This window comes from Rhodococcoides trifolii (assembly GCF_014635345.1).
GTDB lineage: Bacteria > Actinomycetota > Actinomycetes > Mycobacteriales > Mycobacteriaceae > Rhodococcoides > Rhodococcoides trifolii.
Map to the genome: position 1 here is coordinate 148181 of NZ_BMCU01000003.1, position 26278 is coordinate 174458.

Sequence of the window (26278 nt, forward strand, 5' to 3'; positions counted from 1 at the left end):
TACGACATACCCGTACCCACTGCAGCAACGTGGCCACAGAAGACGCGAGGAGGCTTTCGATGCCCGAAATCGAGGTCCACACCTACGGACCGACCGACGGTCCCGAGGTGTTGGCTATTCACGGAATGACCGGGCACGGCCAACGGTGGGAGTCCTGGTCGAAGTACCTGCCCGAAGCCAGGATCATCGCGCCGGACCTCATCGGACACGGTCGATCGCGTTCCACCCCACCGTGGTCGATCGACGCGCAGGTCGAAGCGCTCGTCGACGTGCTCGATGCGCACGCGTCGGGACCGGTCGTCGTCGTGGGCCATTCGTACGGCGGCGCGATCGCGATCCATCTTGCGCGCCGCAGTCCGGAACGGGTTCGGGCCCTTGCACTGTTCGATCCGGCGATCGGCCTCGATCCGGACGAACTGTTGGACGTCGCGATGTCGACGGTGCAGCACAGCGAGTACACCGACGCCGACGAGGCGCGTGCGGAGAAGCTCGGCGGCGCCTGGAGAGACGTCGACCCCGCGCTGGTCGATGCCGAGATCGAGGAGCACCTGGTGACCACCGATTCCGGGCGCGTGCGGTGGCGTCTGTCGGTGCCCGCCATCGTGGCGTCGTGGGGTGAACTGGCCAGGCCGTTCGTCCTGCCGCCGGCCGATCTACCGGTCACCGTCGTACAGGCGATGCAGGTGCAACCTCCCTACGTGACCGCGGCGTTCGAAGCAGCGCTGCGGGACTCGCTGCCGCACATGCGGTACGAGCACTTCGACTGCGATCACATGGTTCCGCAAGCGAAACCTGCCGAGTCCGCCGAGTTGGTCCGCGACCTCATCGCCCGGGGGTAGACCGAACCGGAACCGGTCAGACGACGACGGACGGCCGCCGTGGCGCGGAGTCGACCGACAGACTCTGCGCCGCAGTGATGTCGGCCAGAACTGCCACCGCATCGGTGATGTCGGCGAGAGCTCGCGTGAACGGAATCCGCTGATGATCGTCGAACGCGTGACCCAGCCCGAACCTCGGGCCGGGAGCGAGAAGTACCCCCCGGGCGTGTGCCGCTGCGACGAGATCGGTCGACCGTAGATCCGTGGGCAGTCGGCACCACAGCGACAGACCACCCGCAGGAAGTCGAAAACTCCAGTCTGGCAACATCTCTCGAACCGATGCGGCAAGGTGATCGCGTGCAGCGCGGAGGCTCTGCGAGCGCGCACCGCATACCTCGTCGTAGTGATCGAGAAGCAGGGCCGCGACGGTCTGATCCAGGATCGATGCCGACAACTGCCGGCGCGCGTAGGTGGAGGCGATTCGGTCGATCATCGACGGTTCGGCTCGCACCCACCCGACGCGGATTCCTCCCCAGACGGTCTTGCTGGTCGATCCGAGGGTGATGGTCGCGCGGGCGGGAGTGGCGACACCGAACGGTTCGAGAGCCGGTGAGTCGTCCAGACCGAGGTCCGCCGACACCTCGTCGACGACGGTGAGCACACCGTGACGGTGCATCGTCGCGGACAGCCGCCGACGACTGTCGACCGGCAGACGCGTCCCGGACGGATTGGAGAAGTCCGGCATGAAGTAGGCCAGAGTCGGAGCGCTCTGACGTGCCGCGAGATCGGCCGCGGCGACGAAACCGTCGGGGTCGTCCGGATCCACCGAGACCGGTATGCACCGCCCACCGGTGGATGCCACGGCGTCCACCACCCCCGGATACGTCGGATGCTCGACGAGCACGCGACCTCCCGGTTCGATCAGCGTGTCGAGAATCGCGTGAGCGGCATCCGAGGCTCCACACGTGATCAGAATGTTCGAGGTGGACGTCGGGAGACCACGGCGGGTGTAGTACGCGGCAACCGATTCCTTGAGCTCGACCGATCCGCCCGGGGCGTATCCGCTGTCGGGCAACCGGTCTCGAACGCGTTCCACGGCGTGCAGGTAGGCCTCGTGCAGGAGCGGTGATGCGGACGGCGACGCGTTGACGAATTCGAGTACGCCGGATCCGTTGTGGCGCGACAGCGATCCCCACGACTCTCGTGCGGTCGGCGCCACGAACGTTCCGGCTCCCTGCTGCGAGCGGAGCAGTCCTGCGTCCCGCAGGTCTCGGTAGGCCGATGCGACGGTGACCCGGCTGACGCCGAGGCTCGCCGACAATGCCCGCTCGGCCGGCAATCTCGTTCCGGACGAGAGGACGCCGGTCTCCACGAGTCGGCGCAACTCGGACGCAAGGTGCGCGTAGAGCGGACTTCCCGACGCCCGAGACGACGCTTCGAGGGTGGGGGCGCCGAGTGCGTCGGCGAGCCTTCCGGCGGACATCGACGAAATGTGGTTCGGAATCACAGTCGACATCAGTCCATTCTGACACAGTGGACTGCGGATTTCCGCAGAATCACAGTCCATTATCGATCTATGGTCATCATTGGAGTGCTCGTGGTTCTGTCCATCATCGGTGCGGTCTGCTCGGCCGGAACGGTCGGCAACGGGGGCCGCTGCGCGCGGTCGGGCCCGCCGCGCAGTCGGGTGTATTCGGACTGACGGTGCTGTCGCTAGGCTCGAACGATGCCTGTCGACGCCGTCCTTCTCGCCGGCGGGCTCGGTACCCGTATGGGCGGTGTCGACAAACCCTCCCTCGTCGTCGCTGGGACGTCCCTACTGGAACGCGCCGTGTCTGCGGTGTCCGTCCACGGACGCGTCGTTGTCGTGGGTCCGCAGCGCGAACTGTCCGATCCGCCGCGCCGGTTGCTGTGGGCGCGTGAGGAACCCGTGCACGGCGGGCCCGTCGCGGCTCTGGCGGCCGGTGTCGCGGCCCTCGACCGCGACTCTCGGGCAGGCGAGTCGGCGGTCATCGTGCTGGCTGCCGACATGCCGTGGGTGAACGAGGCAGACGTGCAGACACTGGTCGATCGTCTGACGACGGACGATTCGGTCGACGCGGTGTTCGCTTCGGACGCAGACGGAGTGACGCAATACCTGTACGGAGTCTGGCGAGGTGACGCGCTCCGCCGATCGCTGGGCGACGGCGCCGCGGCCGGCCGGGCGATGCGCGCTCTCGTTCCGGAGCGCACGGCCACGATCGAGATCGGAACGACTGCCGACATCGACACCGAGTCCGACCTCGACCGAGTGCTCGGCGCGACCACGTTGTCACTCGCCGATGCACGCGCTCGGGTGCGCGCGGTACTCGCGCTGCTGCCGCCCCGAAGCGTGCCCGTCCAGGATGCGGCGGAAGCCGTTCTCGGCGAACCGCTTCGAGCTCTGACCGCGTTCCCTCGGTTCGACACCTCGGCCATGGACGGGTACGCCGTTGCCGGTGATGGACCGTGGAACGTCCGCGACGACGTCGTCTACGCCGGACACGGCGGCCCCGAACCACTTGCTTCCGGATCCGCCGTGCGCATCGCCACCGGCGCTCGGGTGCCGCCGGGTTCCACGTCCGTGTTCCGAGACGAACACGTGACCCTCGACGGCAGTCGACTCGACCTACTGCCGGACGCGCCTGTCCGGAACGACACCCGCCGCACGGGTGAGGACTGGACCGTGGGGTCGACATTGGCGCCGTCGGGTGTCTCGGTGACACCCGCCCTCGTGTCGACCGCGCTGAGCGCCGGTGTCGAGTCCCTGCTGGTGCGCGGGCCGGCCACGGTCCGCACCGTCGTCACCGGCGACGAGATTCGATCGAGCGGTCCGTTGGCGGACAATCAGATCAGAGACTCGATCGGACCGGTCCTGCCGAGTTTCCTGCGCGCGTGCGGATTTCGGCCTCGGGGCGAGACGCACACTCTCGACTCGGAAGGCGGTTTCGACACCACGCTCACCGCGGCGTCCGACGTGGACGTGGTGGTCGTGGTCGGTGCCACCGGCGGCGGTGCAGCAGACCGTCTGCGGGGCGCCCTCGATCGCGCAGGAGCACGCGTCGTCGTGGGATCGGTTGCGTGCCGTCCCGGTGGTTCCTGCGTGATCGCCGTTCTCCCCGACCGGCGCGTCGTGTTCGGGTTGCCGGGCAATCCGTACGCGGCCGTCGCAACTCTGTTGTGTCTCGGTCCGAGTATCTCGGCGGCCCTGACCGGTGCGGCTCCAACGGTCCCGCGCACCGGTCAACTGATCGACCCCCCGCCGACTACCACCTCGGCACGTCTCGTTCCGGCTGTCCACGAGGGCGACGATCGTTGGCACGCAAGCGAATCGACGCGGACCGCGCACCTTGCCGGCCTGCTGGGGTGCGACGGCATCGCCGTCGTCACGCCGGGAACCGTCAGCGGCGACCGGACCGAGATTCTGCCGGTGCCGATTCGATGATCCGCGCTCCCGCTCGATACCGGGAGACCAACAGATCCACCACTCCCTCGTGCAGACCGAGCGGTTCCGTCACACCGGTTGCTCCGCAGTCGCGCACGCGGGAATGAAAGAGTCCGGGAGCCAACAGGTACGACGCAACGAAGACGCGCTCGGCGCCGTTCGCACGTAGTCTCGCGACCACACACGGCACCCGCGGTCGCCCGGTGGCGATGTATGCGGCGACCACCGGCGTCGACGCGGCCACGGCGAGCTGTTCAGCGGCACGGGCGACGTCGGACAGAGCTCGCCGGTCCGACGATCCCGCCGCGGCGAGGACCACGGGATCGCCCGGTCTCCATCCCACCTGCCGTAACCGCTCCACCATGATGTCGGCCAGCGCCGGGTCCGGCCCGAGGGCCCGCGTGACGTGAACGGCTTCGCGTCGGCTCGCGGCGATCTCACGCGGGAGGTCGGCATGGACGTGGTATCCGGACGCGAGGAACGCGGGGACGAGAACCACAGAACCCGTCAGCGCCGGGTCGCGCAACACTTCCTCGGGTGACGGTCCGAGCACGTCCACGAAGGCGACACGGACGGAGCCGACCCGAGGTCGCACCGCTTCCGCAAGCGCCGCAACGACTTCGACGCCCCGAGGATTACGGGTGCCGTGCGCGACCAGAACCAGAGCAGGGTCGGTCATATCGATTCGAGCGAGTCGTCGAGCGCAAGTCGGTAGCCGCGTTTGACCACCGTCTGAATGACCTTGGGTGCCCCGAGGGACGAGCGGACACGAGCCATCGCCGTTTCGACAGCGTGGGTGTCCCCACCACCACCGGGTAACGCGGCCAGAAGATCTTCTCGTGACACCACTCGGCCCGGTCGACGAGCAAGCGTCTTGACGATGGCCATTCCGGCAGGTGATACCTGGCGGGGTTCCCCGTCGACGACGACGCAGCCCCCGAGAACGCTCAGTACGTGACCACCGGCCTTCATCGTCTTGGTGCGCCTGGGGAGTTCGTCGGTGACGTGGCGGGCAAGTGCTCCCAGTCGGGCGCGGGACGGTTGCGTGGTCGACACGGACAGCGCCTCGAGCGGCGCGGCGGTGACCGGCCCCACACAGGCAGCGAGGACGCGTCCACGCATCGACTGCAGGAACGGTTCGAGGAGCCCGTTGTCCTTGGCGCGCATGAGCATCGACGCGACGGCGGGTGCACTGGTGAAGGTGACCGCGTCGAGGTCGCCGGCGATCATGGAGTCGATCATGCGGTCCATGGGCGTCTGATCCGTAGGCGGTGTCCATCGGTAGACGGGCACAGGGATGACCGTGGCGCCCGCGCACCGCAGAACCTCGCAGAAGTCCGGAACAGGTTCCCATTCGGTGGTGGCGCCGTGCAGCTGGACGGCGATCCGTTTGCCTTCCACGCCCTCGGCGAGCAGGAACTCCAACACCTCGGCGGACGACTCCGACGCCGGCGACCACTCTTCCCTCAGATCCGCCGCTCGGATCGCTCCCTTCGCCTTCGGTCCGCGCGCCAGCAAGCGAGTGGCTCCGAGAGCAGTACCCAGGCGCTCTGCCCGTCCCCAGCCGTCGGCGGCTTCCATCCAACCGCGAAAACCGATTCCCGTTGTGGCGACCGTGATGTCGGGCGGAGCGTCGACGATCTCGCGGGTGACGCGTTCGAGTTCGGTGTCGTCGGACAGCGGGATGATACGAATCGCCGGAGCGTGGACCACGTCCGCGCCGCGACGTGACAACAGTGTGGCGAACTCGTCGGCTCGGCGCGCAGCGGTGACGCCGACCGTGTAACCGGCCAGCGGTTTGTCGGCCGGGTCACGGGGAACGATCTCGGCACTCACGTCGGTCGTGTCTCCGATCGGTTCGGTGAAATCTTCACGCGGACGATGCCGTCGATCACGTCGACGTCGAAGGTCGGGAGTGCGACTGCCGGATCGTCGATGCACCGGCCGTCGACGAGAGAGAACGCCTGCTTGAGCAGCGGGGACGCAATGGTGGGCTCGCCCGCTCGGTCGCCGACGATCCCCCGCGACATCACCGCCGCGCGCCCGTACGGGTCGATGTTGCCCACCGCGAACAAACGTCCGTCCGCGAGACGGAACAGCGCCGCCTGCCGACCACCCTCGAGCAGGACCGCGACACCCCGGTCCGGGGTCAACGTCTCCAGCTCGCAGGCCGAGGTCCAGGTATCGGTGCGGGCCGCCGAATCGATCACAGTCATGAGTACTCCTCCTCGTACCCTTTGTACGGGTGCGGTGTTACTTCGCCGTTACGCCGGTCGGCACGGCGTGTGAATCGGACGTTCCGCAGCGATCACCGACCACTGGGAACGGACGGCATCCCCATCAGAACCGGTACCTTGCGGGCACCGGATTCGTCGAACATCACCGTGGGGTCCTCGTGACCCGGGGCGTTGACGAAGGACACGAACCGCGCGAGTTTTGCTTCGTCGTCGAGTACGCCCTTCCATTCGTCTCGATATCCCGCGACGTGCCGCTCCATGGCCGCCTCGAGCTCGCCGGCGATCCCGAGACTGTCGTCGCACACGACGGCCTTCAGGTGTTCGAGTCCGCCGTCTAGCGACTCGACCCACGGCGCGGTCCGCTGCAACCGATCGGCAGTGCGGACGTAGAACATGAGGTACCGGTCGATGTACTGCACCAGCGTGTCGTCGTCGAGTCCCGAGGCCAGTAGGCGGGCGTGCACCGGGCTCTGACCGCCGTTGCCACCGACGTACAGATTCCACCCGCTCTCGGTGGCGATGACGCCGACGTCCTTGCCGCGAGCCTCTGCGCACTCGCGCGCGCAGCCGGACACCCCGAACTTTATCTTGTGCGGTGACCGCAGCCCCCGATACCGCTTCTCGAGATCGACGGCCATCCCCACGGAATCTTGAACCCCGTACCGGCACCAACTCGACCCGACGCAGCTCTTCACCGTGCGCAACGACTTGCCGTACGCCTGGCCCGATTCCATTCCCGCGTCGACGAGACGCTTCCAGATGGCCGGCAACTGCTCGACCCGCGCACCGAACATGTCGATGCGCTGTCCCCCGGTCACCTTCGTGTACAGGCCGAAGTCGCGTGCCACCTCACCGATCACGATCAGCTGCTCGGGTGTGCATTCACCACCGGGCATCCGAGGCACCACCGAGTAGGTACCGTTCTTCTGGATGTTGGCCAGGAAATGGTCGTTGGTGTCCTGTAGCGACGCGGCCTCACCGTCGAGGATGTGGTCGGACGACGTCGACGCGAGAATGGATGCGACGACGGGCTTGCAGATGTCGCAGCCCGCTCCCCTGCCGTACTTGGCCACAAGGCCGGAGAACGTGCGCACTCCGGTGGCGGCGACGATCTCGTACAGCTCGGAACGCGAGTGAGAGAAGTGCTCGCACAACGCTTTCGACAGCACGACACCCGACGCGGCGAGAAGCGACTTGATGGTGGGCAGGCACCCGCCGCACGTGGTACCGGCGTCGGTGCACGCCTTGACCGACGCTATGTCGCAGGCCCCGCCGGCAATGGCCGAACAGATGGTGCCCTTGTCCACGGCATTGCACGAGCACACCTGCGCGTCGTCGGGAAGCGCTGCGGCACCGATCTTCTCCCCGGTGGGTGAGATCAGCGCTGCGGGATCGCCGGGGAGTTCGCGTCCCACCAATGGGCGCAGAGTGGCGTACGCGGACGCGTCGCCGACCAGGATTCCGCCCAGCAGGGTCTTCGCGTCGTCCGACACCACGAGTTTGGCGTACGTTCCCTTCGCCGCGTCGCTCAGCACGACTTCGAGCGCGCCTTCCGAGTTGGCCAGGGCGTCGCCGAAACTGGCGACGTCGACGCCCATCAACTTGAGCTTGGTCGACATGTCGGCCCCGGGGAAGGTCGCGTCGCCGCCGAGAAGCCGATCCGCGACGATCTCCGCCGTGGCGTACCCGGGCGCGACGAGTCCGTAGCATCGGCCTTCGACGGCTGCACACTCTCCGATCGCGTACACAGCGGGATCCGCTGTTGCACAACCGGAATCGGTCAGGACTCCGCCACGATCGCCGATGTCGAGACCACCGGCCCTCGCGAGTGTGTCCTGTGGACGAACTCCGGCCGAGAACACGACCAGCGCCGCGTCGATGACGCCTCCGTCCGACAGTTCGACGCGAACCCCGGTGTCGGTTTCGGTGATGCTGGACGTGCCAACACCCGTGTGCACGGTGACTCCGAGATCGGTGACGAGCCGAGCGAGCAACGCTCCGCCGCCGTCGTCGACCTGCATCGGCATCAAGCGTGGCGCGAACTCGACGACGTGCGGGGACATTCCCATGAGCGACAATGCGTTTGCCGCTTCGAGTCCGAGCAGGCCACCGCCCACCACCACGCCGACCGCGCCGGGGCCCGCAGAATCGGCTCGCACGCGAATTCCGTCCAAGTCGCCGAGCGTGCGGTACACGAAGCACCCGTCCAGATCGTGACCCGGGACAGGAGGGACGAACGGGTACGAACCGGTGGCGAGAACCAGCGCGTCGTAGTGCACCGATCGGCCGTCCGAGGTGGCCACCGTTCGCGTGGCGCGATCGATACTCGTTGCACGGACCCCGGTGTGAACAGTCACGAAATCGTCACCGACATAATCGTTTCCGGCGAGGGCGAGTTCGCGGTGATCCCAGGACCCGACGTAGGAGGACAGGCCGACACGGTCGTAGGCAGGCAGTTCTTCCTCGCACAGAACGGTCACCGCCCATTGGTCCGTCGCGTCGCGCGAGCGCAGCGTCTCGACGAACCGGTGACCGACCATTCCATGTCCAACCAGAACGGCATGCTTGTCGGCTGCCTTCCCGCCGACTTCCGACCGGCCTCCGGCCTTCCCGCCCATCAGACGGACACCGACGCCGCGTTCGGATCGCTCGCAGTGGAGTTCGGCGCGACGGCCGAACGGGGCTTGCGAAGGTAGACCGCCCATGTGACGACGGCGCACAGTACGTAGAACCCGAGGAACACCCAGAACGCCATGGTCGCCGACTTGGCCGCACCCGAATAGGACGCTCGCAGAACGAGATTGATGCCGACACCACCGAGAGCACCGATGGCACCGGCGATTCCGATGAGAGCCCCCGACATCCGGCGTGACCACGCTGCTTGCTCGTCGGGGGTCATGCCGACCAGTTCTGTCGACTTCACCACGAAGATGGCGGGAATCATCTTGTAGACCGACCCGTTTCCGAGTCCGGACAGGACGAACAGCAGGATGAAACCGACGACGTAGGACACCATCATCGAACCCGTTGCGGCTCCGGCGGTTCCGTCGTCGGTCATGGACGTCGCGACGAGGATTCCGGCGGAGAAGATCATGGCCACGAAGGTGTAGAGCGTGATCTTCCCGCCGCCGATCTTGTCGGCGAACTTGCCACCGACGGGCCGAGACAGCGACCCCAGCAACGGGCCGATGAAGGCGATCTGCGCCGCGTGGAGCGACGCCTGGGCCTGCAGTGCGGGCGTGACAGGGCCGCCGTCGGTCAATCCGGCGAGGAAGTTGATCTGCAGGATCTGTCCGAAGGCGAAGCTGTAGCCGATGAAGGATCCGAACGTTCCGATGTAGAGGAAAGCGATCCACCACGAATCGGAGAACTTCAGAACGTCGATCATGGAGCGGGCGTTGGTCTTCTGGTTGTCGAGGTTGTCCATGAACAGCGCCGCGCCGACTGCTGCGACACCGATCAGCACCAGGTAGACGGCACAGACGATCTCGGGGGCCGTGTTACCGATGGTCGCGATGACGAGCAGACCGATGAGCTGAATCACCGGCACGCCGATGTTGCCGCCGCCGGCGTTCAGTCCGAGCGCCCACCCCTTCTCGCGCTGGGGATAGAACGCGTTGATGTTGGTCATCGACGACGCGAAGTTGCCGCCGCCCAGACCGGCGAACGCCGCGACGATCATGTACGTGGTGTACGACGCGGGGTTCAGCATGAAGTACATGGTGAGCAGCACCGGGATCAGCAGGACCAGGGCGCTGAAGATGGTCCAGTTCCGTCCGCCGAACTTCGCCGTCGCGAAGGTGTACGGAATGCGCAGGAATGCACCGATCAGCGTGGGCATGGCGACCAGGAAGAACTTTCCGGCCGCATCGATGTTGTACGTCGCCATCGGCATGAAGAGCACCATGACCGACCAGATCGACCAGACCGAGAAGCCGACGTGCTCGGCGACGACGGACCAGACGAGATTGCGCCGCGCAACGTCCTTGCCACCGGACTCCCAGGCGCTGACGTCCTCGGCGTTCCAGTTCGAGATGTGGTGCTTCTTCACGGCGGGAGCGGTCGGCGCTCCCGTGGCGGCCTCTGGCGTGCTGGTCACGTGAGTGGTCTCCTTGTCTTTGGGGACTCAGAGAATGGGTCTCTGGGGAGCCCCAAAGATAGGAAAAGGTTGTTGCCGCGGCGCGTTACGTGATGACCTCGGAGTGAACTTGCCCTCACGGACCACCGTCGCCGCGGGTGAGACGGCGGGTGTCAGACGCGGGGTTCGTCTTCGAGAAGCCTGGGTCGGCACGCCGCGAAGGCACCCACCAGCAGTACTGCCACCCCGCACGCCAGGAAGCCCAGCGAGAAACCCCAGCCGCCGGTGGCCGAGTGCAGGAGTCCGAAGAGCAACGGTCCAGCGCAGGCGATCGTGTAGCCGACGCCCTGCGTGAAACCGGACAGCGCAGCCGATCCGGCCGGCGTCCGAGTACGCAGGTTGATCAGGGTCAACGACATCGGAAACGTCGTCGGCCCGAGTCCGAGCAGAACCACCCACAGCATGGTCGCCGTGCCGGGTGACCACATCAGGCCCGCGAACCCGGCGAGGTAGAACGCAGCGCACCCGACGACGATCGGATAAGGGTTTCGCATCCGCTCGCACAGGGTTGGCGCGACGAAGGACACGAGCAGTCCCATCGCGCCGAACACCGCAACGGACGCGCCGGCGAACTGCTCACCGGCGCCGGCTTCGACCAACAACTCGGGCAGCCAGGTCAGCATCGCGTACGTGATCATGGACGTCATTGCGAACATCGTCGCCATCCCCCATCCGAGGGACGACCGCCACACCGCGATCGGCGTGTGCGGGTCGGACACGACTGCAGCAGGCTCGGCCGGTGTTCCACGACGCATGAGCAACACACCGATCCACGGCAGTACCGCCGCGAACGCGGCGAGCGACCACATGCCGATGGAGAATCGCCAGCCGCCCGCGTCGGCGGCCGGCACCGCGGTGAGAGCCGGGACGATCGTGCTCAGCTGCAGGAAGCAGATGTACACCGTGCTCATGAGCGCGAGCCGGTCGGAGAAGTATCTCTTGACCAGCGGCGGGATGACGACGTTGCCGATGCCGAGCCCGGCGAGCGCAAGGGTGGAGACGCCCAGCAGGGTCACGACGTCCGGCGCCAACGCGCGCAGGCCGATTCCGACGGTGGCCGCAATCATGGCGGCGAGTGCCGTCCACTCCAGGCCGATGCGCCTCGAGATCGCAGGCGTGGCGACGCCGAACACCGCGAACATCAGAGTGGGAACCATGCCGAGGAGGCCGATCACGCCCGGTCCGAAGTTCAGGTCGGAGCTGATCCGGCCGAAAAGCGGCGACATCGACGTCACGGCCGAGCGCAGCGTGAAGGCGGACAGGACCAGCGCCAGGAAGACGAGGGCCCGACCACGGATCAACGGACGCGCGGACGCACGTGCAGTCGTGTCGTCGACGATGGCTGCGCTCATTCCAGAAATCATAGGATGACCCGATCACTTGGCGCAAAGGCGTATTAGGGTCGAGACGATTTGCCCACAACTACGGAAGGTCGCGAGTGGAGCCGGTCCGTCGACACAGCCTCATCACACAGGTGACCGATCAACTGCGCCAGGAGATTTCTCGCGGCGTGTGGCCGGTCGGAAGCCGAATTCCCACCGAACCCGAACTGTGCGAACGCACCGGCACCGGGCGAAACACGGTCCGCGAGGCCGTCCAGGCGCTCGTCCACGCCGGGATGGTGGAACGCAGGCAGGGTTCCGGGACGTACGTGGTGGCCACCTCGGACGTCGGTACAGCCCTCGGCAAGTACTTCGCGGCCGCTCGCGACCGTGACGTCGTCGAACTGCGTCGAGCCCTCGACACCACGGCTGCCTCACTCGCGGCCGAGCGGCGCGATCGGTCGGACATCGCCGTGCTCGAAGAACTGCTGGCCCGCCGTCGGGTGCTCTGGGAGACGGACCTACCGGCCGCACTCGACGCAGACGTGGCCCTGCACCGCGCCATCGTGGCCGCGAGCCACAACGAGGTGTACCTCGAGGTCTACGACCGATTGCTCCCCACGATCGAACAGACCATCGTCCATCATGTGTCGAGTACCGGCGTTGCCCTGCACGACGAGCACGCCGCCCTGGTTCGCGCCATCGTGGACGGTCGCCCCGACCGCGCTGCGGAGGCCGCACGCTGCTTCTTCACCGAGCTCGTCGGATCGACACAGAACGACGTCGGCGAAAGCGGACCTACAGAATCAATCTGATCAGATCGGCGGTGCGCGCCAGCCCCGGGAAGGCCTCCGTCGTCGATCGCGGGTGCAGCGCATGCACGGCGAGCCGGAACATCACTGCTCTGAGCAGCATCTGTGGCCATTCTGCCAAGCCGTCCCACCGGCCGATCAGCCCATCGTCCGCCCCTCCCCACGACAGAGCGTCGACGACGACGACCGCAGCAGCCCACGGAGCCGGCCGCCAGTACGGGGTGATGTCGGTGATTCCGGGTGCAAGGGCGCCCGAGAACAACACCGTTCCGAAAAGGTCGCCGTGGACGAGTTGGTCGTCCGTGGTCACGGTGCGACGAAGTGTCGCGAGTTGTTTGATCAGCTCCACACTGCGCTGACCGTCGGGGGACGTCGGTTCGGTCGCCCCTCCGGCTCGCGCCGAACGCAGCGGCACCGGTTCCCACGCCGCACGGTCCGCAGCCACGAACACGTCGACATCCGCCCACGGCGCTACCGGCGGCTGCACGAGGAAACGTGGCCGCTCGAGCTGAGAAGTGGCACCGTGCAAGCGCGTGGCGAGCGAGACGACCTCGTCGTACCGCGGCTCCGGCACGCCGTCGATGAACGTGTCGGCACGCCAACCGGACACGACGTAGCGGCCGTCGGTCGAGCGGACCGGGCGGGCGAGACGGACCCCGTCGACCACCAACGTTTCGCGTATCTTGGCAGACCACGCTGCGCGAGCGTGATCGGCGACGGGCGACAGCACGACGTCGCCGAAACGCCACCCTCCGTCCCAGTCGACACCCAACGGCTCAGCGGGGACGTCACGCAGTCCGAACGTGCCGCACACGTGCTGGGGAGGCTCGACCGACGTCACCTTTCCCACGCTACCGCCGTACCGGCTTCACTTCCGGGAGCGCAACGCCGCGGGAAGGACGGTCAGTAGATCGGCAGGCTCGGGTCGATCTGCGTCGCCCACGCAGTGACACCGCCGGACAGATGCGTCGCGTCGGAGAAACCGGCAGCGCGCAATGCAGTCAGAACTTCCGCCGAGCGAATACCGGTCCGGCAGTACGCCACGATCGGTCGGTCCTGCGGAAGTTCTGCCAGGGCCTCACCGGACAGGATCCGGTCCTTGGGCACCAAGCGGGCACCATCGATGCGCACGATCTCCCATTCGACCGGCTCTCGCACGTCGATCAGCGCAAAATCTCTGCCCGAGTCGATCAGAGTGCGAAGCTCCCGCGGACTGATACCCCCGTCCGAAGCGGCGAGGTCCGGAGCGGATTCGAGCCCGCAGAACGCCTCGTAGTCGACCAATTCGGTGATGGGTGTCCGCGCTGGGTCCGGACGCAACGTGACGGTCCGATACGACATGGCCAGTGCGTCGTAGATCATCAGCCGTCCGAGCAAGCTGTCACCGATTCCGGTGATCAGTTTGATCGCTTCCGTCACCATGATCGAGCCGATCGAGGCGCAGAGAACACCCAGCACGCCACCTTCGGCGCAGGACGGCACTGCGCCAGGAGGCGGCGGATCCGGATACAGGTCGCGGTAGTTCACACCGCGGCCGTCCGGGGCGGATTCCCAGAACACCGACACCTGGCCCTGGAATCGGAAGATCGACCCCCAGACACAGGGCTTTCCCGCCAGCGCAGCGGCGTCGTTTACCAGGTACCGGGTCGCGAAGTTGTCGGTTCCGTCCAGCACGAGGTCGTACTCCCCGAAGAGTCCAACCGCGTTCCCGGAGTCCAGGCGTGTCGGGTGCACTCGGACGTCGACGGACGAATTGATCGCCAGAATCGAGTCCCGCGCGCTGTCGGCCTTGGGTCGCCCCACGTCGGACTCGGAGTGAATGACCTGCCGCTGCAGGTTGGAGGTCTCGACCACGTCGAAATCCACGATGCCCAACGTGCCCACTCCGGCCGCAGCGAGATACAACAGTGCCGGCGATCCCAATCCACCCGCACCGACGACGAGAACGCGCGCGTTCTTCAGTCGTTTCTGACCGTCGACTCCGACGTTCGGAATGATGAGGTGTCTCGAGTACCGGGCCACGTCCTCACGGGTGAGGTCGCCATCCGGTTGCACCAGCGGAGGCAGGGAACCGGTCATGCGCGCGGGTACGGCCACGGATTGAACCTGCATGTCAGACCGTTCATCGGGACGACTCCCGCGGGGTCGAGAGTCGCTATGTCGTTGTTCGCAGTACCGAACGTCTGCTGCATCATGATCGGGGCGAGGCCGCCGTCGGTTTCGCAGGGCTGGTGCTGCGCGTATCCGATGGCATGACCCACCTCGTGATTGATCTGGTACTGGCGATACGACCCGATGTCGCCCTGGAACGCGATGGCGCCTCGCACCCACCGGGGCTCGTTGAGGACCACTCGATTGATGCCGGGGTTGTAGCAGGACACCTCGAGTTGGATGTCGTATCCACACGCCTGGCGGATCGTCATCTGCGAGGTCAGCGAGATACGGAAGTCCGGGTCACCGGTATCGACCCGGCGGAAGGCGAACCGCGGGTCGTTGGTCCAACTCTTCGGATTGGCCAGCGTCTGATCGACCAGACGACCGAACGACTCGTCGCCGCCGAAACTGGTCGTGTCGACGCCGTCCTCGACCTCGACCGTGTAGGTGAACACCTTCTCGGTGCCCTGGCCGGCCTGCGCGCTCGTGCCGGAGACGACATGCCAGGTGCCCGCACCCTGCTCGGTGAACGGACCACCGTCCGGCAACGCTCCGGACGGAATGCTGTCGGCGAAGTTCCCGTCACCCTGCGGGGGAACCCCGACCACACCGGTCGACGAATTCGGATCGCTCAAAGCCCCGAATCCCGGGTCCGAATCGGAGCCGACGGAGGCGGTCGGCGACAGCGACGTGCCGGGATCACGAACGGCGTCGACCACCACAAGAATCGTCACGACGGCCAGAATCGGAATGGCGTATGCGCGCCAGCCGTAGGTCGACGTGAACCGACCCAGGCGGCTGCGCTTCTTCGCGCTGCGTTCCGGTCGGACGGGGCGCTGGCGGGAGGTGTCGACCGCGGTCGGATCCCACTGAGCGCGAAGCGGCTGATGGGATCTGCGCATACGGTCGTCCGTCGAGTCGCCGAAATGGCGGTCCGTTGAATTACGACCGGCCTCCGGCCTACCCGGCCTGCCCGACCGATCACGCACGGAGTCCGTTCGTGGGTGTCCAGTTCCCCCGCGGTCACTCATCGAACCAGGTTCTCATACGCAACCGAGACGCAGCTCTGGCGCGCCGGGGTAATGTCGTCACGATCTGACCGAGAGTGCTGCACACCGACTGAGCTTCGAGACCCGGGGCCGAATGTCGCCGCAGCGGATGGGAACGGCTGAACATTCATGACTGACGTCGCCGATCGGAGTTCTTCCGTGGGCACTCCGGGTGGAGGCGGCCGCCGCAGTGCCCGCCTGCCACGCGACGCACGACGCGCGCAGCTGCTCAGTGCAGCGAGTGAAATTTTCGTTGCCCGCGGCTATCACGCTGCCGGTATGGACGAGATCGCCGACTGCGCCGGAGTAAGCAAACCTGTTCTCTACCAACATTTCCCAGGCAAACTGGATCTCTACCTCGCGGTTCTGCAGAGCTACGTGGACAGCCTGATCGCGGGAGTCCGCCAGGCACTGAGGTCCACCACCGACAACAACCGCCGCGTTCGTGCAGCCGTCTTCGCCTTCTTCGATTTCGTCGACAACGATTCGCAGGGGTTCCGTTTGGTGTTCGAATCCGACTTGATGGGCGACCCACAAGTTCAGCGGAGCGTCGATCAGGCGACCGAGGCGTGCGTCGACGCCGTCTTCGACCTGGTCAGCCACGACTCCGGACTCGACCCACACCGCGCGCGCATTCTCGCAGTCGGTCTCGTCGGAGCCAGCCAGTTCACCGCTCGCTATTGGTTGGAAGCAGACCGTCCCATCACCAAGGAAGAGGCCGTCGACACGACGGTGACGCTGGCGTGGGGCGGGCTCTCGCGGGTTCCGCTGCAGTCGACCTAGCTTTCGGTCGACCTAGCTTTCGGTCGACCCAGCTGCCTCGACACACGAAGAAGCCCCGCACCGAACGGATCGGTGCGGGGCTTTCGGTGTCAGTGCGTCAGGATCTGGGGCGTCAGAGCTAGTGCGTCAGAGCTGTGGCGTCGGTGAGGAAAACCCGACACGCCGAGCATCGGACGGGCCGATCTCCACGTAGGCGACCTTCGCGGCCGGGATGAGGTACTTGCGGCCCTTCTCGTCCACCAAGGACAGCACTCCCTCCCCACCGAAAGCAGTGGACACGAGCGCTTCGACCTCGCTGGGTGTCTGGGTGCTGTTCACGACGAGCTCACGCGGGCTGTCCGCGATACCGATCTTGACCTCCACGGTCAACCTCCGAACATAGTCATCACGTTGTCGTTTTCAGGCTAGTGCAGAGCCGAGCACGGGCGCCGCTGCCGCGCACACGCCCTGAGCGAACAGGCGCGTGCCTCACACGAGGCCGAGGACGGTCATGCGTTCCGCGTGCCGCTCCTGCATGCGGTCGAACAGAGCCACGATGCCGTTGAAGTCGCCGGAGGCAGTCATGACCAAATCGGTCAGTTCCTCCCGCTGCGCCAGAACGAACTGGGCCTGTGTGATGGCCTCGCCCAACAGGCGTCTCCCCCACAGCATCAGCCGATCCTTGTCCTGCTGACTCGAGGTGACTCGCGCGCGTACCTCCTGGACGACGAACTCCGAGTGTCCGGTTTCCGCGAGGACCTCGCGAACGGTGGCGCTGACGTCATCGGGGAGGCTGTGAGCGATCTCCAGGTAGAAATCGGCGGCCAGCCCGTCGCCGACATAGGTCTTGACCAGCACCTCCATCCACGTCGAGGGTGTGGTGGACGCGTGATAGGCGTCGAGTGCGCCGGCAAAGGGCTCCGTGACGGACAGGACGTCACGCCCGCGTTCACGCAAAGCGATCTCGAGCGCTTCGAAGTGGTTCATCTCGGCGGCCGCCATGCTGGCCAGGGCGATCCGTCCCTCCAGAGACGGCGACAACCGCGCATCCTCCACGAGGCGGTAGAACGCCGAGATCTCGCCGTAGGCGAGTACGCCGAACAGGCTGACGATCCCCGGATGGTCGGCGGCGACCGACGAGGTGGTCGAGTTCGACGGATTGGCTCCCATGCCCGCAGACACTACCGCCGCGCGGCCGCCCGACGCGGGGTTGCGACTCCCGGGCCCACCACCAGGTAGAATGAGCGCAGAGCGAGTCTGCGGTAAGCCGTGCTCGCTCGACAGACACTGCGCGCGCACTTGATTCGCGTTCTCGATCAGGCCCCGCGTCAGCGATGGGCCCAGCGAGGACATCGCCGGATCGAGGGCATCGACATCGGCCGTATCTCGGCCTGGCCCTTTCATCGTGCGCGCAAGCGAAAACACGAGAAAGGCCGGACCACTGAGCAAGATCACCGTCGACAGCGAGGTTGCCCCCGTGGGCACCACCGTCACCGCGACCATCGACACCACCCACGTACCACCCACCTTCGCCGAGCTCGGCGTGCGCGAGGAGATCGTGCGCGCACTCGACGACATCGGTATCGAACGCACCTTCGCCATTCAGGAACTGACCCTGCCGCTCGCACTCGCGGGCGACGACCTCATCGGCCAGGCACGCACCGGAATGGGAAAGACGTTCGGATTCGGCGTCCCGCTGTTGCACCGACTGGCGTCCGGCCAGACGAACGGCACCGGCACCATCGACCTCGACGGCACCCCGCGTGCGCTCATCATCGTTCCGACACGCGAGCTGTGCGTTCAGGTTGCGAGCGACCTGGAGAATGCGGCCAAGCACCTGCACTCCACCCGTGGACACGTCACGGTGCTGTCCATCTACGGCGGTCGCCCCTACGAGTCGCAGATCGAAGCCCTGCGCTCCGGCGTCGACGTGGTCGTCGGCACTCCCGGCCGACTCCTCGATCTGGCCAAGCAGGGCCATCTGATCCTGGGGAAGATCGGCGTCCTCGTTCTCGACGAGGCCGACGAAATGCTCGACCTCGGCTTCCTGCCCGACATCGAGCGCATCCTCGGCATGGTCCCGGACAAACGCCAGACCATGCTCTTCTCGGCGACGATGCCCGGGCCGATCATCACGCTCGCCCGCACCTTCCTGACACAGCCGACGCACATCCGCGCAGAGGAGGCGGACTCCTCTTCGATTCACGAGCGCACCGCCCAGCACGTCTACCGCGCACACGCTCTGGACAAGGCCGAGATGGTGGCGAGAGTTCTGCAGGCCGGAGGCCGCGGCGCAACCATGATCTTCACGCGGACCAAGCGGACCGCGCAGAAAGTCGCGGACGATCTCGCCGAACGCGGATTCGCCGTGGGTGCCGTGCACGGCGACCTCGGCCAGATCGCGCGAGAGAAGGCCCTGAACGCTTTCCGCAACCGCAAGATCGACGTGCTCGTGGCGACCGACGTCGCTGCACGCGGCATCGACATCGACGACGTCACGCACGTCATCAACTACCAGTGCCCCGAGGACGAGAAGACCTACGTGCACCGGATCGGCCGTACCGGCCGTGCAGGACGTACAGGTATCGCCGTCACCCTCGTCGACTGGGACGACATCCCCCGCTGGCAGCTCATCGACAAGGCCCTCGGCCTGGACATCCCCGATCCCGTCGAGACGTACTCGAACTCGCCCCACTTCTACGCCGAGATGGACATCCCGGCCGAGGCCAAGGGCAGCATCGCGAAGCCTGTCGCCGAGCGTGCGGCGGCGAAGGTCGACGAGAGCCCGTCGGCGGCGCCGAAGGCTGGTCCCGACGAGGCCGGCGAACCTCGTCGTTCCCGCTCGCGTCGCCGCACCCGCGGGGGTGGCTCCGGCGCAGGCCATGCGTCCGACGTGGAGTCGCCACAGTCGTCCGGCGAGGCGACACCGGACACGTCCGGTGAAGGCAGCTCGGCACCACGCCGGCGTCGTCGGCGCCGCTCGTCCGCATCGGCGCCTGCCGCGGACTGAATCCGCCACACGTGCTCGCACCCGAACGCCGGACACGCGTCGACATCGCGGTGGCAGCCGCGATCGCGCTCGTCGTGATCATCGCTGCGGCTCTGGTGTGGTTCGGCAGCAACGCCCGCGGAACCACGTCGTCGGAAGCCGTGACACCGGCACCTAGACCTTCGGTGGCGACGTCTGTGCCGGGGACCCTTCGAGAGACCTGGCGGCGGTCCGACACCGCAGGCACCGTGCCGATGACAGCGGGCGGAACGGTGGTCTCGTCGTCCGGTAGTACCGTCGTGGGGCTCGATCCGACGTCCGGGGCCCCCTTGTGGACGTACACCCGCGACGTCGACCTCTGTTCTGTGATCGCCGCTTGGAACACAGCGGTCGCGGTCTACTCGGACGACCGCGGGTGTGGGCAGGTCACCGAACTCGACGGTTCGACCGGGGCGCGCACGGCTCAGCGTGGCAGTGATGCCGACGATGCCGTGTCGCTGTCGACCGACGGGACCTACGTGAGCTCGCGCGGCAGCACCCGGATGGAGGTCTGGCGATCCGACCTGGTGCGCACGCTCGAATACGGGCGCGTCGACGCACCCGTCAATCCCGGTGATCAACCTCGGTCGGGATGCCAACTCCTCTCGACGGCATCGAGCAGCAGCAGGGTGGCGGTGCTCGAGCAATGTCCCGGCGAGGAGGGACCCCGACTGACGACGATGAACCCGGCGCCCAAGGACAACTCGAAGCCGGAACCGTACGGCTCCACGATTCTGACGGACGTTCCCCCGGGGGACTCCGGCGCCCGCATTCTGGCGGTCGCGGGCGACCGAATCGGGATGTATCTACCCCCGAGCGGAGGCGCGGTCGCACGGGTCGGCGTGTTCGACGGGTCCTCGAATTTCGTGACAGCGTGGCCTCTTGCGACAGCGGCCACGACGACCGGAGGCGACGGTCGCAACGTGGTCAAGACCGGGAGTGTCCTGGCGTGGTGGACCGGAGAGACCACTCTCGGTCTTGCACAGACGGATCTGGCGACGCGGTGGTCGGTCGGCGAGACGCTCGGAGCGGGCGTACCGATGGCCGGGAAGCTTCTTGTCCCGGTTCGAGCCGGTCTCGCTGTGATCGACCCGGGCACCGGGCGCATCGAGAACACGATCATCGTGGACCGTGGGGGCTACACGGGCCCGGTCGGTCTCGCCGTTCTCGGAACCACCGTCCTCGAGCAACGCGGAACGGACCTGGTTGCGTTGGCGTGAGCCGCCCGTCTAGTCGGCGACGTACGTCTTCAGCGCCTTGCCTTTGGTCCAGTGGTCCGAAAGCTGTTTCGCCAGAGCCTGATACGCCACTGCACCTTTGTTCTTGCGCCCCGTGAGCACGGTCGCTCCCGACGCGGACGCCTCGGCGAAGCGCACCGTGCGCGGGATCGGCGGGTCGAGGACGGCGATGTCGTACCGGTCGGAGACGTCGGCCAGAACGTCGCGGCTGTGCGTGGTGCGTGCGTCGTAGAGAGTGGGAAGCGCACCCAGCATCGTCAAACCCGGGTTCGTGATCTGCTGAACTTCGGAGACCGTCCGCAGGAGCTGACCGACGCCGCGGTGCGCCAGCGTCTCGCACTGCAGCGGTACCAGCACCGAGTCCGCGGCCGTGAGTCCGTTCAGGGTCAACACGCCGAGTGACGGTGGGCAGTCGATGATCACGACGTCGAAGTCGTCCACGATCGGCTTCAGTGCGCGGGCGAGGGTGTGTTCCCGCCCGGGCCGCATCAGCAACAACGCCTCGGCCCCGGCAAGGTCGATGGTGGCAGGCAGCAGCTGCGCCCCCTCTCGCGTGTCGAGCAGGACGTCTGCGGCGGGAACACCGGCCGTCAACACCTCGTGCACCGACTGCTCGAGACGGTCGGGGTTGTGCCCTAGCGAGAAGGTCAGCGATCCCTGCGGGTCGAGATCCACCACCAGCACCTTGTGGCCCAGTCCCGCCAGGGCGGCACCCAGAGACGCCACGGTCGTCGTTTTGGCGACGCCGCCTTTTTGGTTGGCCACAGCCAGAATCGTCGTCACCGCGTTGATCCTTCCCCAGTTCGACTGCCGGAGCGAGGGCGACCCACACCGAGTCAGTGGACGACGATTGCCCGCTTTCCTACGCCCGAGTCGGTCGAAGCCTCGAACTTCTTGCGCGGCAACATGAATGCCGGGATCAAGGTGATCACGATCAGCACGAGCGCCACCATGAACGTGTTTCCGAACGCATCTGCGGCTTGGGCGAGTCCGGTCTCCCCAGCCCCGGGCGGAAGCGACGCCGCCACCTCGGGACTCTGCTGTGCGGCGATGGCGGCCGACGCCAGTTCGCGCGATTGGAGCTGATTCGTCAGCACCACGGACATCACTGCGGTGCCGATGGAACCGGCGGCCTGCTGCACGATGTTCATGAGCGTGGACCCTCTCGCCACGGACGCGTCGTTCAGCGTCTGCAACGCCGCCGTCATGATCGGCATCATCGAGGCGCCGAGGCCGAGGCCCATCACGAACAGCGCTCCGAGCAGCAGACCATAAGAGGTGGTCGACCCCAGTTGAGTGAAGACGAACATGCCTCCCGAGATGAGCACCATGCCGGTGATCACGATCTTTCCCGGTCCGATGCGGTCGGCGAGTTGGCCGGCGATCGGCATGGACACCATGGCGCCGAGACCCTGCGGGGCGAGCAACAGTCCCGCGGCGAGCGTGGTTTCACCCCGCACCTGGAGGAAGTAGCTCGGGAACAGTAGGCCGGCACCGAAGAACGCCACGGCGAACAGGCTCATCGCCACCACCGCGACGGTCAGGCTTCGGTTCTGGAACAGCCGCAGATCGATCAGCGGGTGCTCTGTTCGTAGGGCGTGAAACACGAAGGCAACCACCAGGATCAGGCCGACGACGGCGGGAAGTAGAACTCGTGTGGCCATGACGGTCTGGGTCTCGGGAATGGACGACACCCCGAAGAGGAAGAGGGCGAGACCCGGTGACAGCAGCAGCATTCCGACGAAGTCGAAGGACTGCGACGGTTCGGCGTTGTCCTTCGGCAGGATGATCAGGGCGGCAGCGAGGGCCAGGACTCCGATCGGCACGTTGATGAGGAAGATCCAGTGCCAACTCGCGGCGTCGATCAGCCAGCCACCCAGGATCGGACCCGCGATCGGACCGAGAAGCATCGGAACGCCCAGGACGGCCATCAAGCGACCGATTCGTTCCGGGCCGGCGGCCCTGGTCAGGATCGTCATTCCGAGCGGCATCAACATGCCACCGCCGAAACCCTGCAGGACGCGGAAGACGATGAGCGAGGTGACATCCCACGCGAAGCTGCACAGCACGGATCCGAGAACGAACAGAACCAGAGCGAGTACGTAGAGGCGCTTGGTGCCGAAGCGATCAGCCGCCCACCCGGTGAGAGGGATGACGGTCGCGAGCGCCAAGGTGTAGCCCGTCATGGTCCACGCGACGTTGGCGTAGGACGTCTGGAACTCGTAGGCGAAAGTCGGCAGGGCCACACTGACGACAGTCACGTCGAGGATGGACATGATCGCGCCGATGACGATCACGCCGGCGATCTTCAGGACGGCCGCGTCGAGAGGCGGAGGTGCAGTCGACGAGTCGGTGATGTGCGTCGACTCGGTGCTTTTCGACGACCCGGTGCTCTTCGAGGACTCGGGGGTTTTCGACGTTTCGGTCATGAGCATCTCTCGTCTCGACGGAGCGGGATCGGTCGCGGGCGACGACGTGAATCGAACCCCAGATCCGCAGTCGGTGCCACCGAATATTCGCCGAATCCTACCTTCGGCGACCGACGTCACCCACTCGACCGGCGCAGACCGGCGCGCATGTCGACGTGCATCATTGCCTCATGGAACGCGAGCGACGACGGCTGGTTCTGCTGCGCCACGGGGAGACCGAGTGGGCGGCCGACGGGCGCCACACCGGGATCACCGACATTCCGCTGACGCCCTACGGTGAGCGTCAGGCACGTACGGCCGGGCGGTCCATCGCCGAACTCGACTTGCACCACCCCCTCGTGATGAGCAGCCCGCGTCGGCGCGCTGCCCACACCGCCGAGTTGGCCGGTCTGGCGATCGAGCGCACCTGGGATGCGCTCGGAGAATGGGACTACGGCGAGTACGAGGGCCTGACGACTCCCGAGATCAGAGTCCATGTTCCCCATTGGACGGTGTGGACCCACCCGTGCCCGGGGGGAGAGACGGTCGATTCTGTCTCCGCACGTGCGGACATGGTGCTGTCCGTTGCCGAGCCGGCTCTGTCGGAACGAGACGTCGTGCTCGTGGGCCACGGACACTTCTCTCGCGTGCTGATTGCCCGATGGGCCGAATTCGCGGCCACCGAGGGCAAGCGGTTCGCGCTCGATCCGGCTTCGTATTCCGTTGTCGGATACGAGCATTCGTACCACCAGGTCATCACGCACAACGTCGATTCGCGAACTCCGCGCGAGGAGTGAACGTCAGTCCTGCTGGTCCTCGTCGTCGGTTGCGATGTAGTCGCGGGCAAGCCACTGCGATGCCGGAGGGCTGAACAGCAGAACGAGTATGGCGACGACCACCACGCCGAGCAGCGAGCCCCACAGCGGCTGCTGCGAATCCGTCAGCAGTGACCACACCACCGGCAGCAGCAGCAGTTGCGCCACGACGGCGATGGCGCGAGCCCAGCGACGACCGAGCGCGAGGGCGACACCGCCGGTGACGACGGCTCCGCCGAGTACGAGGAACCACAACGCCGTTCCGTACCCGTTGGCGGCACCCTGTTCGTGTCCGAGGAGGCTACGCACGAGCAGCACGACGGCGACACCGACTGCCGCGGATCCCTCGAGTGCGACCAAGAGCCCGGCCCACCGAATCGGGGCGGGGACGTCGCCTCCGGGCAGACCGGTCGGCATGCCTTCGGGCAGTGTGATCGGCACCGGTCCAGGGTAGAGCAACGCGCCCCGGGCACTAGGGTGATGGTCCGTGCGAGCTTTGCTGATCGTGAACCCCAACGCCACGTCGACGACAGCGGGAGTCCGCGACCTCGTCGTTCACGCCCTGTCGAGCCGGGTGAAACTGTCGGTTGCGCATACCACCCACCGCGGACACGCGTCCGAACTCGCGCGTCAGGCCAGGCTGGGCGGAGTCGGCATGGTCATCGTGCACGGCGGCGACGGCACGGTCAACGAAGTTGTGAACGGTCTCCTGGGCGTGCCTGCGCCGACGTCGATGCAATCGGTCACCATCGGACCCATACCGCCGGTGGCGGTGGTTCCGGGCGGGTCGGCCAACGTGTTCGCCCGTTCCCTGGGCATCGACAATCACCCGGTCGAAGCGACGAATCAGCTGATCGATCTCATCAGGGGTCATTCGCGCAGGCGGATCGGACTCGGCCACTGCGACAAACGGTGGTTCCTGTTCAACGGCGGTCTCGGACTGGACGCGGATGTGTGCGCGGCCATCGACTCGAGTCGGAGCGGCGGGGGTCTGGTATCACCTACGCGGTACGTCAGAACAACGGTCCGAACATTCTTCCGCAACAAGAGTCGCGATCCCCGTTTGACCGTCGAGTTTCCGGACGGACGCACGGTCGACGGAATTCACTACGCATTCGTGACCAACTCGAATCCGTGGACGTTTTTCGACGAACGACCGGTGCACACGAATCCGGGCACGTCGTTCGACACCGGACTCGGCGTGTTCGCGATGACGACGACCAAGGTGCTCCCCACACTCCGCGTGGCGCGGCAGCTGCTCGTGCGGAACGGACAACCGCACTCGAAGCACCTGCTGCGGGCGGACGACGTGGCGTCCGTGCGAATTCGGGCCACCGAACCGACCGCGCTGCAGATCGACGGCGACTACCTGGGATTGCGAACCGATGTCGAGTTCTTCTCGGCACCCGACGCACTGGAAGTGGTAGCGCCTTCACGGTCGTGACCTGCGGCCGACCGGACCTCTCGGGTCCGTGATCTGCGACAAACCTCGAGACTCGCAGCCGTATTGACGAGCGAAAACATCGCCGACGAGGTACAACGGAGAACGGCACAACTGCAGAAGACGATAACAAAGTGAGCTTGGCCACCGGACAGTGGCTATCTCTTGACTTCCCCACCGTTCGTGAAAGCATTCACAAGTAACAGTGCGGAAACATTGAGTACGCACACATGAACGGTTCGAAACGCAATGGCGTAGGAGTGCGCCCAGTAAGGAGTACCAGGATGGATTGGCGCCACAAAGCTATCTGTCGCGACGAGGATCCGGAGCTGTTCTTCCCGGTTGGAAACAGTGGTCCCGCTCTCGCTCAGATCGCCGATGCCAAAGTTGTCTGCAATCGCTGCCCCGTCACCGCCGACTGCCTCACGTGGGCACTCGAGTCGGGACAGGACGCCGGCGTGTGGGGCGGCATGAGCGAGGATGAGCGTCGTGCGCTGAAGCGTCGTAACGCGCGGACGCGGGCACGGTCGAGCGTCTAGCCCACCAAGTTCGTTCACCGAAGCCCGGCACCGTCACGGTGTCGGGCTTTCGTG

25 protein-coding genes are annotated in these 26278 nt (G+C 66.3%); 10 read left to right on the forward strand and 15 right to left on the reverse strand.

The genetic code is table 11. From position 1 onward, the window contains the following. The first annotated feature begins 59 nt into the window (after positions 1 to 59). The gene (locus IEW02_RS13945; protein ID WP_188545464.1) at positions 60 to 839 is read left to right on the forward strand and encodes an alpha/beta fold hydrolase; all 780 of its coding nucleotides are present in this window, start codon (positions 60 to 62) and stop codon (positions 837 to 839) included. Positions 840 to 855: 16 nt separating this feature from the next. On the opposite strand, the gene IEW02_RS13950 is transcribed toward IEW02_RS13945, so the two are convergent. Next, the gene (locus IEW02_RS13950; RefSeq protein ID WP_188545465.1) at positions 856 to 2334 is read right to left on the reverse strand and encodes an aminotransferase-like domain-containing protein; all 1479 of its coding nucleotides are present in this window, start codon (positions 2332 to 2334) and stop codon (positions 856 to 858) included. A 60-nt stretch (positions 2335 to 2394) separates the two neighbouring features. On the opposite strand from IEW02_RS13950, the gene IEW02_RS25355 reads away from it, so the two are divergent. Both IEW02_RS25355 and IEW02_RS13955 read left to right on the forward strand, forming a co-directional pair. Continuing rightward, entirely contained in the window at positions 2395 to 2520 is a 126-nt protein-coding gene (locus IEW02_RS25355) for a hypothetical protein (protein ID WP_268236734.1), read from the forward strand. A 24-nt stretch (positions 2521 to 2544) separates the two neighbouring features. Then, positions 2545 to 4281: an NTP transferase domain-containing protein gene (locus IEW02_RS13955; RefSeq protein ID WP_188545466.1), complete on the forward strand. Its 1737-nt coding sequence runs from the start codon at positions 2545 to 2547 to the stop codon at positions 4279 to 4281. Here IEW02_RS13955 and IEW02_RS13960 read toward each other — a convergent pair. The 6 genes from IEW02_RS13960 to IEW02_RS13985 form a co-directional block, all read right to left on the reverse strand. Continuing rightward, positions 4238 to 4960 (reverse strand): sirohydrochlorin chelatase, encoded by a 723-nt coding sequence (locus IEW02_RS13960; RefSeq protein WP_188545467.1) that lies wholly within the window; start codon positions 4958 to 4960, stop codon positions 4238 to 4240. The two genes, IEW02_RS13955 and IEW02_RS13960, sit on opposite strands and share 44 nt — an antisense overlap. Next, positions 4957 to 6117: a uroporphyrinogen-III synthase gene (locus IEW02_RS13965; protein WP_229746038.1), complete on the reverse strand. Its 1161-nt coding sequence runs from the start codon at positions 6115 to 6117 to the stop codon at positions 4957 to 4959. Before IEW02_RS13965 ends, IEW02_RS13960 begins: the two co-directional genes overlap by 4 nt. Continuing rightward, positions 6114 to 6497: a nitrite reductase small subunit NirD gene (gene nirD / locus IEW02_RS13970; protein ID WP_188545468.1), complete on the reverse strand. Its 384-nt coding sequence runs from the start codon at positions 6495 to 6497 to the stop codon at positions 6114 to 6116. Before nirD ends, IEW02_RS13965 begins: the two co-directional genes overlap by 4 nt. 92 nt (positions 6498 to 6589) lie before the next feature. Then, positions 6590 to 9136 carry a nitrite reductase large subunit NirB gene (gene nirB / locus IEW02_RS13975; RefSeq protein WP_188546117.1) on the reverse strand — a complete coding sequence of 849 codons (2547 nt, stop codon included), beginning with the start codon at positions 9134 to 9136 and terminating at the stop codon, positions 6590 to 6592. Then, positions 9136 to 10569 (reverse strand): nitrate/nitrite transporter, encoded by a 1434-nt coding sequence (locus tag IEW02_RS13980; RefSeq protein WP_188546118.1) that lies wholly within the window; start codon positions 10567 to 10569, stop codon positions 9136 to 9138. Before IEW02_RS13980 ends, nirB begins: the two co-directional genes overlap by 1 nt. Before the next feature lie 200 nt (positions 10570 to 10769). Continuing rightward, entirely contained in the window at positions 10770 to 12008 is a 1239-nt protein-coding gene (locus IEW02_RS13985; RefSeq protein ID WP_188545469.1) for an MFS transporter, read from the reverse strand. 86 nt (positions 12009 to 12094) lie between these two features. On the opposite strand from IEW02_RS13985, the gene IEW02_RS13990 reads away from it, so the two are divergent. Continuing rightward, on the forward strand, positions 12095 to 12793 hold the full coding sequence (locus IEW02_RS13990; protein WP_188545470.1) for a FadR/GntR family transcriptional regulator: 699 nt from the start codon (positions 12095 to 12097) through the stop codon (positions 12791 to 12793). Here IEW02_RS13990 and IEW02_RS13995 read toward each other — a convergent pair. The 3 genes from IEW02_RS13995 to IEW02_RS14005 all read right to left on the reverse strand — a co-directional run bounded on the left by IEW02_RS13995 (position 12777) and on the right by IEW02_RS14005 (position 15846). Beyond that, the gene (locus tag IEW02_RS13995) at positions 12777 to 13631 is read right to left on the reverse strand and encodes a TIGR02569 family protein (RefSeq protein ID WP_188545471.1); all 855 of its coding nucleotides are present in this window, start codon (positions 13629 to 13631) and stop codon (positions 12777 to 12779) included. The genes IEW02_RS13990 and IEW02_RS13995 overlap by 17 nt on opposite strands. 62 nt (positions 13632 to 13693) lie before the next feature. Further along, positions 13694 to 14869 (reverse strand): adenylyltransferase/sulfurtransferase MoeZ, encoded by a 1176-nt coding sequence (gene moeZ, locus IEW02_RS14000; protein WP_188546119.1) that lies wholly within the window; start codon positions 14867 to 14869, stop codon positions 13694 to 13696. Continuing rightward, complete coding sequence (locus tag IEW02_RS14005) at positions 14866 to 15846, reverse strand: DUF3152 domain-containing protein (protein ID WP_229746039.1); 981 nt, start codon at positions 15844 to 15846, stop codon at positions 14866 to 14868. Before IEW02_RS14005 ends, moeZ begins: the two co-directional genes overlap by 4 nt. Before the next feature lie 276 nt (positions 15847 to 16122). Between IEW02_RS14005 and fasR the strand changes: the two genes are divergently transcribed. Further along, entirely contained in the window at positions 16123 to 16776 is a 654-nt protein-coding gene (gene fasR / locus IEW02_RS14010) for an HTH-type transcriptional activator FasR (protein WP_188545473.1), read from the forward strand. A gap of 126 nt (positions 16777 to 16902) precedes the next feature. Here fasR and IEW02_RS14015 read toward each other — a convergent pair whose 3' ends face one another. Then, the gene (locus IEW02_RS14015; RefSeq protein ID WP_188545474.1) at positions 16903 to 17139 is read right to left on the reverse strand and encodes a DUF3107 domain-containing protein; all 237 of its coding nucleotides are present in this window, start codon (positions 17137 to 17139) and stop codon (positions 16903 to 16905) included. Between the two features lie 105 nt (positions 17140 to 17244). Continuing rightward, the gene (locus tag IEW02_RS14020; RefSeq protein ID WP_188545475.1) at positions 17245 to 17925 is read right to left on the reverse strand and encodes a ferritin-like fold-containing protein; all 681 of its coding nucleotides are present in this window, start codon (positions 17923 to 17925) and stop codon (positions 17245 to 17247) included. Between the two features lie 235 nt (positions 17926 to 18160). Here IEW02_RS14020 and IEW02_RS14025 point away from each other — a divergent pair, with 235 nt between their 5' ends. Both IEW02_RS14025 and IEW02_RS14030 read left to right on the forward strand, forming a co-directional pair. After that, positions 18161 to 19765: a DEAD/DEAH box helicase gene (locus IEW02_RS14025; protein ID WP_188545476.1), complete on the forward strand. Its 1605-nt coding sequence runs from the start codon at positions 18161 to 18163 to the stop codon at positions 19763 to 19765. 11 nt (positions 19766 to 19776) lie between these two features. Then, positions 19777 to 21003 (forward strand): Rv3212 family protein, encoded by a 1227-nt coding sequence (locus IEW02_RS14030; RefSeq protein WP_188545477.1) that lies wholly within the window; start codon positions 19777 to 19779, stop codon positions 21001 to 21003. A gap of 9 nt (positions 21004 to 21012) precedes the next feature. Here IEW02_RS14030 and IEW02_RS14035 read toward each other — a convergent pair whose 3' ends face one another. Further along, complete coding sequence (locus IEW02_RS14035; RefSeq protein ID WP_188545478.1) at positions 21013 to 21804, reverse strand: ParA family protein; 792 nt, start codon at positions 21802 to 21804, stop codon at positions 21013 to 21015. Between the two features lie 53 nt (positions 21805 to 21857). Beyond that, positions 21858 to 23450, reverse strand: a complete 1593-nt coding sequence (locus tag IEW02_RS14040; RefSeq protein ID WP_188545479.1) for a DHA2 family efflux MFS transporter permease subunit — start codon at positions 23448 to 23450, stop codon at positions 21858 to 21860. A 170-nt stretch (positions 23451 to 23620) separates the two neighbouring features. Between IEW02_RS14040 and IEW02_RS14045 the strand changes: the two genes are divergently transcribed. Next, positions 23621 to 24226, forward strand: coding sequence for an acid phosphatase (locus IEW02_RS14045; RefSeq protein WP_188545480.1), 606 nt, complete (start codon positions 23621 to 23623; stop codon positions 24224 to 24226). 3 nt (positions 24227 to 24229) lie between these two features. Here the strand turns inward: IEW02_RS14045 and IEW02_RS14050 are convergent, their stop codons facing one another. Further along, a complete protein-coding gene (locus IEW02_RS14050; protein WP_188546120.1) occupies positions 24230 to 24661 on the reverse strand; it encodes a hypothetical protein in 432 nt (143 codons plus the stop codon). Positions 24662 to 24731: 70 nt separating this feature from the next. Between IEW02_RS14050 and IEW02_RS14055 the strand changes: the two genes are divergently transcribed. Further along, a complete protein-coding gene (locus IEW02_RS14055) occupies positions 24732 to 25688 on the forward strand; it encodes a diacylglycerol/lipid kinase family protein (protein WP_188545481.1) in 957 nt (318 codons plus the stop codon). A 281-nt stretch (positions 25689 to 25969) separates the two neighbouring features. Beyond that, positions 25970 to 26224: a WhiB family transcriptional regulator gene (locus IEW02_RS14060; protein ID WP_188545482.1), complete on the forward strand. Its 255-nt coding sequence runs from the start codon at positions 25970 to 25972 to the stop codon at positions 26222 to 26224. Positions 26225 to 26278 lie beyond the last annotated feature (54 nt).

Excerpts from the sequence above, each read along its gene's own strand:
- IEW02_RS13955 (WP_188545466.1), top strand. The coding sequence starts at position 2,545 with ATGCCTGTCGACGCCGTCCTTCTCGCCGGCGGGCTCGGTACCCGTATG.
- nirD (WP_188545468.1), bottom strand. The coding sequence starts at position 6,497 with ATGACTGTGATCGATTCGGCGGCCCGCACCGATACCTGGACCTCGGCC.
- IEW02_RS14060 (WP_188545482.1), top strand. The coding sequence starts at position 25,970 with ATGGATTGGCGCCACAAAGCTATCTGTCGCGACGAGGATCCGGAGCTG.
- nirB (WP_188546117.1), bottom strand. The coding sequence starts at position 9,136 with ATGGGCGGGAAGGCCGGAGGCCGGTCGGAAGTCGGCGGGAAGGCAGCC.
- IEW02_RS13985 (WP_188545469.1), bottom strand. The coding sequence starts at position 12,008 with ATGAGCGCAGCCATCGTCGACGACACGACTGCACGTGCGTCCGCGCGT.
- IEW02_RS14005 (WP_229746039.1), bottom strand. The coding sequence starts at position 15,846 with ATGCGCAGATCCCATCAGCCGCTTCGCGCTCAGTGGGATCCGACCGCG.
- IEW02_RS14020 (WP_188545475.1), bottom strand. The coding sequence starts at position 17,925 with ATGGGAGCCAATCCGTCGAACTCGACCACCTCGTCGGTCGCCGCCGAC.
- IEW02_RS13960 (WP_188545467.1), bottom strand. The coding sequence starts at position 4,960 with ATGACCGACCCTGCTCTGGTTCTGGTCGCGCACGGCACCCGTAATCCT.
- IEW02_RS25355 (WP_268236734.1), top strand. The coding sequence starts at position 2,395 with ATGGTCATCATTGGAGTGCTCGTGGTTCTGTCCATCATCGGTGCGGTC.
- moeZ (WP_188546119.1), bottom strand. The coding sequence starts at position 14,869 with ATGACCGGTTCCCTGCCTCCGCTGGTGCAACCGGATGGCGACCTCACC.
- fasR (WP_188545473.1), top strand. The coding sequence starts at position 16,123 with ATGACTGACGTCGCCGATCGGAGTTCTTCCGTGGGCACTCCGGGTGGA.
- IEW02_RS14050 (WP_188546120.1), bottom strand. The coding sequence starts at position 24,661 with ATGCCGACCGGTCTGCCCGGAGGCGACGTCCCCGCCCCGATTCGGTGG.
- IEW02_RS14045 (WP_188545480.1), top strand. The coding sequence starts at position 23,621 with ATGGAACGCGAGCGACGACGGCTGGTTCTGCTGCGCCACGGGGAGACC.
- IEW02_RS14040 (WP_188545479.1), bottom strand. The coding sequence starts at position 23,450 with ATGACCGAAACGTCGAAAACCCCCGAGTCCTCGAAGAGCACCGGGTCG.
- IEW02_RS13945 (WP_188545464.1), top strand. The coding sequence starts at position 60 with ATGCCCGAAATCGAGGTCCACACCTACGGACCGACCGACGGTCCCGAG.
- IEW02_RS13950 (WP_188545465.1), bottom strand. The coding sequence starts at position 2,334 with ATGTCGACTGTGATTCCGAACCACATTTCGTCGATGTCCGCCGGAAGG.